This is a genomic window from Kitasatospora sp. NEAU-CNBT7, from assembly GCF_057220535.1.
The window spans coordinates 22,885-29,558 of the sequence record NZ_JBXQQB010000049.1 but is presented as its reverse complement, the minus strand read 5'-3'; the positions used below and the strand labels follow the sequence as shown (position 1 = coordinate 29,558).

Below are 6,674 nucleotides of genomic sequence, written 5' to 3'. Positions count from 1 at the left end.
CCGGACGTGCGTCGTGCGTGGGCCTTACTTGGTGAGGCCGGCCTTGACGGAGCAGACCGGCCAGGCGCCGGGGCCCTGGGAGGCGAGGACCTTCTCGGCGACGTTGATCTGCTGGGCCTTGGTGGCGAGGTCGGCGCGCGGGGCGTAGGAGGTGCCGCCGAAGGCGGCCCAGGTGCTGTTGGTGAACTGCAGGCCGCCGTAGAAGCCGTTGCCGGAGTTGATCGCCCAGTTGCCGGTCGACTCGCACTGCGCGACCTTGTCCCAGGTGGAGGCCGGGGCGGCGGACGCCCCGGTGGCCGTGACGAGTCCGGCCACCGGCAGGGCGATGACCGCACCCGCCATGACGGCCATCCGAACGCGCTTGCGCTTGGTGGCGGTGGTGGTGGCAGCGGAAGTCTCGTTACGGAAGATCAATGTGCATCCTTTCGAAGGCCCCGGGTGGGTGGGCGTGCGGAACCAGGGCCACGGGATGGTCGGTTCGTTCGCCTCGCTCGGCGAGCGGCTGGTTGCGGGCATCCGGCCCGTTCCGCCGCCCCGGTACTCCGCCGGACGTCCGCTCCGGGGTGAGCCGGTGGGCGGTGCGCCGGGAGTGGACCCGGGTGGTGTTCGTTCACCTGGCACCGAAGTTACGGGGCGGTCGGCGGGCGGTTCAAGGGTGGACCGTGAAGTCCCAGGTCAGGCGGCCGTTACCGGTGGTATGAATCGGCAAAATTGCCTCATTTACGGACATTTGGCAGCCATTTTCATGATCGAACCACCGATTGCATGGCGTGGCTCACACGCCGGGGCCTGTGAGGCCGCCCACAGCGTCGACGCAGGGTGTCACCCGGCCGACGGTCCGCCACCGGATCGGGCGCCGGCCGCCCTGTCGATCACCCGTCCGTGTGGCACCGGCCACTCGGACGCCGGATCGTCCGGCGGAGCGCTGCCGCCGGGCCGGTGGCGGCTGCGATGGTGGGGCCTCGCTCCCGGGCCGCCGGGCGCGGGACGGCGGAGAGCGGAGCGCGCGGATGACGACGACCACCGGTACCGCGCCGACGGTCGACGAGGCGGTCGCCCGGATGACGGAGCTGGCCGCCGCGGCGGCGCCCGGCGACGGCGTGGCGGTCTTCAACGGGATGTACCTGACGGTCACCGCGCTGGTGCGGGACCGGCTGGCCGGGTCCTGGTTCGAGGACCCGGCCGCGATGGCCCGTCTCGACGGCCTGTTCGCCGCCCGCTACCTCGACGCCGTCGACGACGACGCGGCCGGCCGGCGCCCGGCCGCCTGCTGGCGGCCGCTGTTCGAGCTGCGCCGGCATCCGGGCATCCATCCACTCCAGTACGCGCTGGCCGGGATGAACGCCCACATCGAGCACGACCTGCCGCTGGCCGTCCTGGACACCTGCCGGCAGCTCGGCTGCGAACCGGAGCGGCTGGCGGCCGACTACCGGCGGATCAACACCCTGCTCGCCCAGGTGGAGGCGCAGGTCCGGGCCGAGCTGCTGCTGCCCTCCCCCGCCGGGCTGCCCGCGGCGCAGCCGCTGCTGCACGTGGTCGGGGTGTGGAGCATCGACCGCGCCCGGGACGCGGCCTGGGCGAGCGTGCTGGCGCTGTGGCCGCTGCGCGGACTGCCGGTGGCCTTCCGGGCAGTCGCGGCGGCGCTCTCCGGTTCGGTCGGGATGGTCGGCCGCGCCCTGCTCACCCCGCTGGACGGCGCCACACCGTTGGACGGCGCCACTCCGCCGGGCGGCCCCTGCGCACCGGACGACGCGGGCCGGCCCCCCGCCGAAGCGGAGGGCCGGCCCGTAGGGGACTGCTTGCCGGGCCGGGTGCGCCCGGCCGCCGGTCAGGCCCAGCTGGAGTGCAGCGGCTTGCCCTCGGCGTAGCCGGCCGCGCTCTGCACGCCGACGACCGCGTTCTGGTGGAACTCCTCCAGGCTGTTGGCGCCCGCGTAGGTGCAGGAGCTGCGGACCCCGGCCACGATCGAGTCGATCAGGTCCTCGACGCCCGGGCGGGCCGGGTCGAGGAACATCCGCGAGGTCGAGATGCCCTCCTCGAACAGCGCCTTGCGGGCCCGGTCGTACGCGGACTCCTCGGAGGTCCGGTTGCGCACCGCGCGGGCGGAGGCCATGCCGAAGCTCTCCTTGTACTGGCGGCCGTCGGCGGCGGTGTGCAGGTCGCCCGGCGACTCGTGGGTACCGGCGAACCAGGACCCGATCATCACGTTGGACGCGCCGGCGGCCAGCGCCATCGCGACGTCGCGGGGGTGGCGGACGCCGCCGTCGGCCCAGACGTGCTTGCCGAGCCTGCGGGCCTCGGCGGCGCACTCCAGCACCGCGGAGAACTGCGGGCGGCCGACGCCGGTCATCATCCGGGTGGTGCACATCGCGCCGGGGCCGACGCCGACCTTGAGGATGTCGGCACCGGCCTCGACCAGGTCGCGGACACCGGCGGCGGAGACCACGTTGCCGGCCACGATCGGGATCTGCGGGTCGAGGCCGCGGACGGCGTGCAGCGCGCTGATCATCGACTCCTGGTGGCCGTGCGCGGTGTCCACCACCAGCACGTCCGCGCCGGCCTCGATCAGGGCCTTGGCCTTGCCGGCCACGTCGCCGTTGATGCCGACGGTGGCGGCGATCCGCAGCTTGCCGGCGGCGTCGACGGCGGGGGTGTAGAGGGTGGCGCGCAGCGCGTTCTTGCGGGTGAGCAGACCGACCAGCGCCCCGTCCCGGTCGACCACGGGCGCGAGCTTGCGGTGGCCCTCGTTGAGCTTCTCGAAGGCGGCGCGCGGGTCGATGCCCTCCTCCAGCAGCAGCAGGTCGCGGGACATCACCTCGGAGAGGCTGGTGAACCGGTCGACGCCCTGGCAGTCGGAGTCGGTGACCACGCCGACGGGCTTGCCGTCCTCGACCACGACGAGCGCGTTGTGGGCGCGCTTGGGCAGCAGCGACAGCGCGTCCGCGACGGTGTCGCCGGGGGCCAGGGTGATCGGGGTGTCGTGCACCAGGTGGCGCTGCTTCACCCAGCCGATGACGTCGGCGATGACCTCGGTCGGGATGTCCTGCGGGATGGCCACCAGGCCGCCGCGGCGGGCCACGGTCTCGGCCATCCGGCGGCCGGCGATGGCGGTCATGTTGGCGACCACCAGCGGGATGGTGGTGCCGGTGCCGTCGTTCGAGGACAGGTCCACGGCCTGACGGGAGCCCACGGCGGAGCGGCTGGGGACCATGAAGACGTCGTCGTACGTAAGGTCGTACGCGGGCTTGAGGTCGTTCAGGAAGCGCATGAATGGGGCTCTCTGGCTGGGGAAACGTACACCTCGGGCGCGGTTGCGGCTCGGCCGCGGGGCGCACTCGGGCGCCCCGCACCCAACGTTCAATACTCGGTGATACGGCCGCGCAAAGCCAGCCACCGCGCAATCGTTGAAGATCACCACAAGCCGGCCGGGCCCCGACGCGACCGTCTTCGTAGGAACGTACAGGGCGCGCGGGTGCGGACGGGCGCCGCGGGCGGCCGGAAGATCGGTGGCAGGTCCACCCCGGTCCCCTCTAAGGTGCAGCTGATCATCACGGCGGGCCGTGCCCGCCGCAGCGCTCCGGAGGGGGACTCCTTTGACCTGCACGTCCTGCGACGGGGATCCGTACGCGCAGGCGGTCGGCGGCTGCCGCGACTGCACCGCCGGCCCGACCGGGCCGCGGCCGGCCGGCGCGCCTTGGCCGTACGGCGCCCGGCGGACGCTGCCCCTGGGCCGGATCACCGATCCCCTCGTCCTGGGCAGGGCGACCCAGGGACTCCTCACGGTGGTGACCGTGCTCCCCCTCGTCGCCGCGGCGGCCGAGGCCGTGTCCGGCAGCGCCGCGACACCGGTCGGCCGGGCGGCGTACCAGTGGGGACTGGTGGCATGGGCGGCCGCCGGAGTCGTCTTCGTCTGCTGGTTCGCCCGGTGCCGGGCCAACGCGGAACTGCTGGCGCCGGGCGGGAACCGCTACGGGCAGGGCTGGGCGGTCGGCGCCTGGCTGGTCCCGTTCGCGATGTGGTGGATCCCGCACCGGATCGCCCGGGACGTCTGGCGGGCGGGCGCCTCGCCCCGGGGTGAGCGACTGGTCCACCTCTGGTGGGCCGCCTGGCTCGCCAGGACCGTGGGCGCCCTCGTGCTGGCCCGGTTCGGCAGCGGGCTCGGCATCGGGCTCGGCGTCCTCGAGACGTACGAATTGGTGGCCAACACGGTGGCGGGCGTGCTGGCGGTCCTGCTGGTGGAGCGGATCACCAAGGTCCAGTCGTGGCACGCCTCGGGCCGCCCGGCGGTCGCGGTCGCGACGTCCTGACCGCGCGGTCCGGCCCCGGGGAACGGCCCCGGGGATGGGACGGGCGCCGCGCCGCTCCGCCCTGGTCAGGGGTTTCGCGGCGGGCGCCGGGTGTGCTGCGTCAGCGGCTCGCGCCAGGCCGGGTGCGGGCCGGGCCGGGTTCGGGCCAGGCCGGGTGCGGCGAGGTTTAGTAACCGCGCCAGCAGGAGCCGTAGCAGCGGGCCTTGGCCACGTTGTCCATGCTGCCGTAGACGTGGTTGCAGTAGCGGGCACTGGCCACCAGGTTGTCGACCGGGTTGGTGATGTCGGTGTGGCCCGGCAGGGAGTAGGCCTTGAAGGTCGGCTTGATCATCTGGGTCAGGCCGATCGACGGGATGCCCGCCTTGGCGTTGGAGTCCCAGCCGTTGACGGCCTTCGGGTTGCCGGAGGACTCGGACATCGCGGTGGCCTTCATCGCCTTCGCGGAGGGCACCCGGTCACCGTGGGCGGCCAGCACGTCGCGGGCCTCCTGGATCCAGCCGTCCAGGTTGTTGGCGTAGCTGGGCGCGGCCGGGGCCGGCGCGGGGGCGGGCGCAGGGGCCGGGGCGGGCGCCGGAGCGGCGGCCGGGGCCTCGGCGGGCGCGGGAGCGGCCGGGGCGGCCGGGGCGGCCTCGGGCGCGGGGGCCTGGGCCGGGGCGGCGGCAGCGGGGTCCTGGGCGGCGGGCGCGGCAGCGGCGGCGGCCGCGGCGGGAGCCGGCGCCGCCTCGGCGGCGAACGCCTGGCTGGCCGGGACAGCCAGGCCGACGGCCACCGCACCGGTCAGTCCAACGGCGAGGAAGCAGTCGGGCAGGCGGGGGTGGTGCATTCGGATGTTCGACAGCCGAAGCCGCCCCTGGCTGATGGCACGCACGCTTGAAGCACCTCTTGGGTCGTGGGGGTCGCACACCGCCTCGGGACAGCCGAGAGCCCGTGCGGAGCACGGAGCGCCGCGCACTGGGCGGCCGATGTACGGCGACGGGGTCCGACCCGCCGACTGCGCAGCGGGCCGGTGTGCGGCCCGGGTCACGGCCCGCTCGATGGCGGGCCGACTGCGCGGGGTGGCGTCCGCCGGTACCGACCGGCCGGAGCGCTCCCTCGATGTTGCGCGACCCCCACCCCCGGAGCAACCGCCTCCAGGGCACCTCGACGCCCCGTCAGACCGCCCATCCGGAATCACGCATTCCATTACCGGGCAGGGGTCGTGACGACCCATCGGCGGGCCTGGGACCCGGCGCCGGCCCGTCCGCCGTGGGAAAGCTCACAGGCGGGACGGACTATTCGGACATAACGGTCACAAATCAAGATCCGCCTGACCTTCAGGTCACCCCAACTTGCCTGGAGGTGGGTGGAGTTGATGCCACGGCCGCCCGACCGGCAATCCCTCCCCCGGCGGCGGCGCCGCGCACCCCGACGTGACCCCCGTCTCGCCGCACAGAAGCCCCGGGTGACCCCCGTCACCGCCCGGCACCGGGCCTTCGGCCCCCGAGCCGCCCCGGCGCCGGGCGGTGAGGTCAGCGGACGGCCGCGACCATCGAGTCCGCCACCGAGCGCCACACCACACCGGCCTCCCGGAAGCCCGCGTCGACCAGCCGGGCCGTGTGCCAGGCGGCCGGCCGGGGCTCCGGGTCCCGGTGTCCGCCGAAGATCTCGCGGCGCGCCGCCACCAGGTCGCCGAGCAGCGGGTCCGCGGCGGCCGCGGCCCACCACTGATCCCAGTCCAGCGCGCCTTCGGCCCGCTCCCGTCGCTGCCGGTGCTGCTGGAACGCCTCGTCGGCGGCGTTCAGCAGCGGCGTGGCCGGCTCCGGGGTGTGGTCGGCATTGAGGAAGACCCCGCCGGGGCGCAGCAGGGCGGCGAGGTCCCGGTAGAGCCGGACCAGGTCGGCCGCGGGCAGCCAGTGCAGTGCGGTGGCGGTGACCACGGCGTCGTACGGGCCGGGCGGGAGCTGCCCGGTCCAGGCGTCGTCGCGCAGGTCGGCGGTGACCAGGGTGAGGCGGGGCTCGGCGGCGAAGTGGCCCTCGGCGATGGCGAGCAGGGCGGGGTCCAGGTCGACACCGACGCTCACCGCGCCGGGCAGGCGGGCGAGCAGCCGCTCGGTGATGGATCCGGTGCCGCAGGCGAGGTCGAGCACCCGGGGGGCGGGCCCGGCGTGGGCCTCCACCGTGTCGAGCATCACCCGGAAGCGCTCCTCGCGGTCGGGGAGGTACCACTCCTGCTGCCGGTCCCAGCTGCGCTGCCAGTCGTCCCAGTACTCGCGGTCCGTGCCGTCCATGGGGACACCCCTCCCCGGTAAGAGACTCAGGCCCCGTTGGGCCCTTACGGATCATAGGGTCGATCCGGTAATGGCCAAAAGTGCATATGGACCATTACCG

Annotated in this window: 5 protein-coding genes and 1 pseudogene; 2 read left to right on the top strand and 4 right to left on the bottom strand. The window is 74.4% G+C overall.

The window, feature by feature from the left end; all coding sequences use genetic code 11:
* Nucleotides 1–27: 27 nt before the first annotated feature.
* Nucleotides 28–351, bottom strand: a pseudogene (locus AC2TEW_RS35535) (transglycosylase family protein); the annotation flags it as partial.
* Nucleotides 352–1,010: 659 nt separating this feature from the next.
* Between AC2TEW_RS35535 and AC2TEW_RS35530 the strand changes: the two are divergent.
* Nucleotides 1,011–1,868, top strand: coding sequence for a DUF5995 family protein (locus AC2TEW_RS35530; RefSeq protein WP_484627384.1), 858 nt, complete (start codon nt 1,011–1,013; stop codon nt 1,866–1,868).
* Here AC2TEW_RS35530 and AC2TEW_RS35525 read toward each other — a convergent pair.
* Nucleotides 1,829–3,268 carry a GuaB1 family IMP dehydrogenase-related protein gene (locus tag AC2TEW_RS35525; RefSeq protein WP_484627383.1) on the bottom strand — a complete coding sequence of 480 codons (1,440 nt, stop codon included), beginning with the start codon at nt 3,266–3,268 and terminating at the stop codon, nt 1,829–1,831. The two genes, AC2TEW_RS35530 and AC2TEW_RS35525, sit on opposite strands and share 40 nt — an antisense overlap.
* Nucleotides 3,269–3,593: 325 nt before the next feature.
* Between AC2TEW_RS35525 and AC2TEW_RS35520 the strand changes: the two genes are divergently transcribed.
* Nucleotides 3,594–4,307 (top strand): DUF4328 domain-containing protein, encoded by a 714-nt coding sequence (locus AC2TEW_RS35520; RefSeq protein WP_484627382.1) that lies wholly within the window; start codon nt 3,594–3,596, stop codon nt 4,305–4,307.
* Between the two features lie 166 nt (nt 4,308–4,473).
* Here the strand turns inward: AC2TEW_RS35520 and AC2TEW_RS35515 are convergent, their stop codons facing one another.
* Together AC2TEW_RS35515 and AC2TEW_RS35510 are read right to left on the bottom strand one after the other, a co-directional pair.
* Complete coding sequence (locus tag AC2TEW_RS35515; RefSeq protein WP_484627381.1) at nt 4,474–5,175, bottom strand: transglycosylase SLT domain-containing protein; 702 nt, start codon at nt 5,173–5,175, stop codon at nt 4,474–4,476.
* Nucleotides 5,176–5,815: 640 nt separating this feature from the next.
* Complete coding sequence (locus AC2TEW_RS35510) at nt 5,816–6,574, bottom strand: class I SAM-dependent methyltransferase (protein ID WP_484627380.1); 759 nt, start codon at nt 6,572–6,574, stop codon at nt 5,816–5,818.
* Nucleotides 6,575–6,674 lie beyond the last annotated feature (100 nt).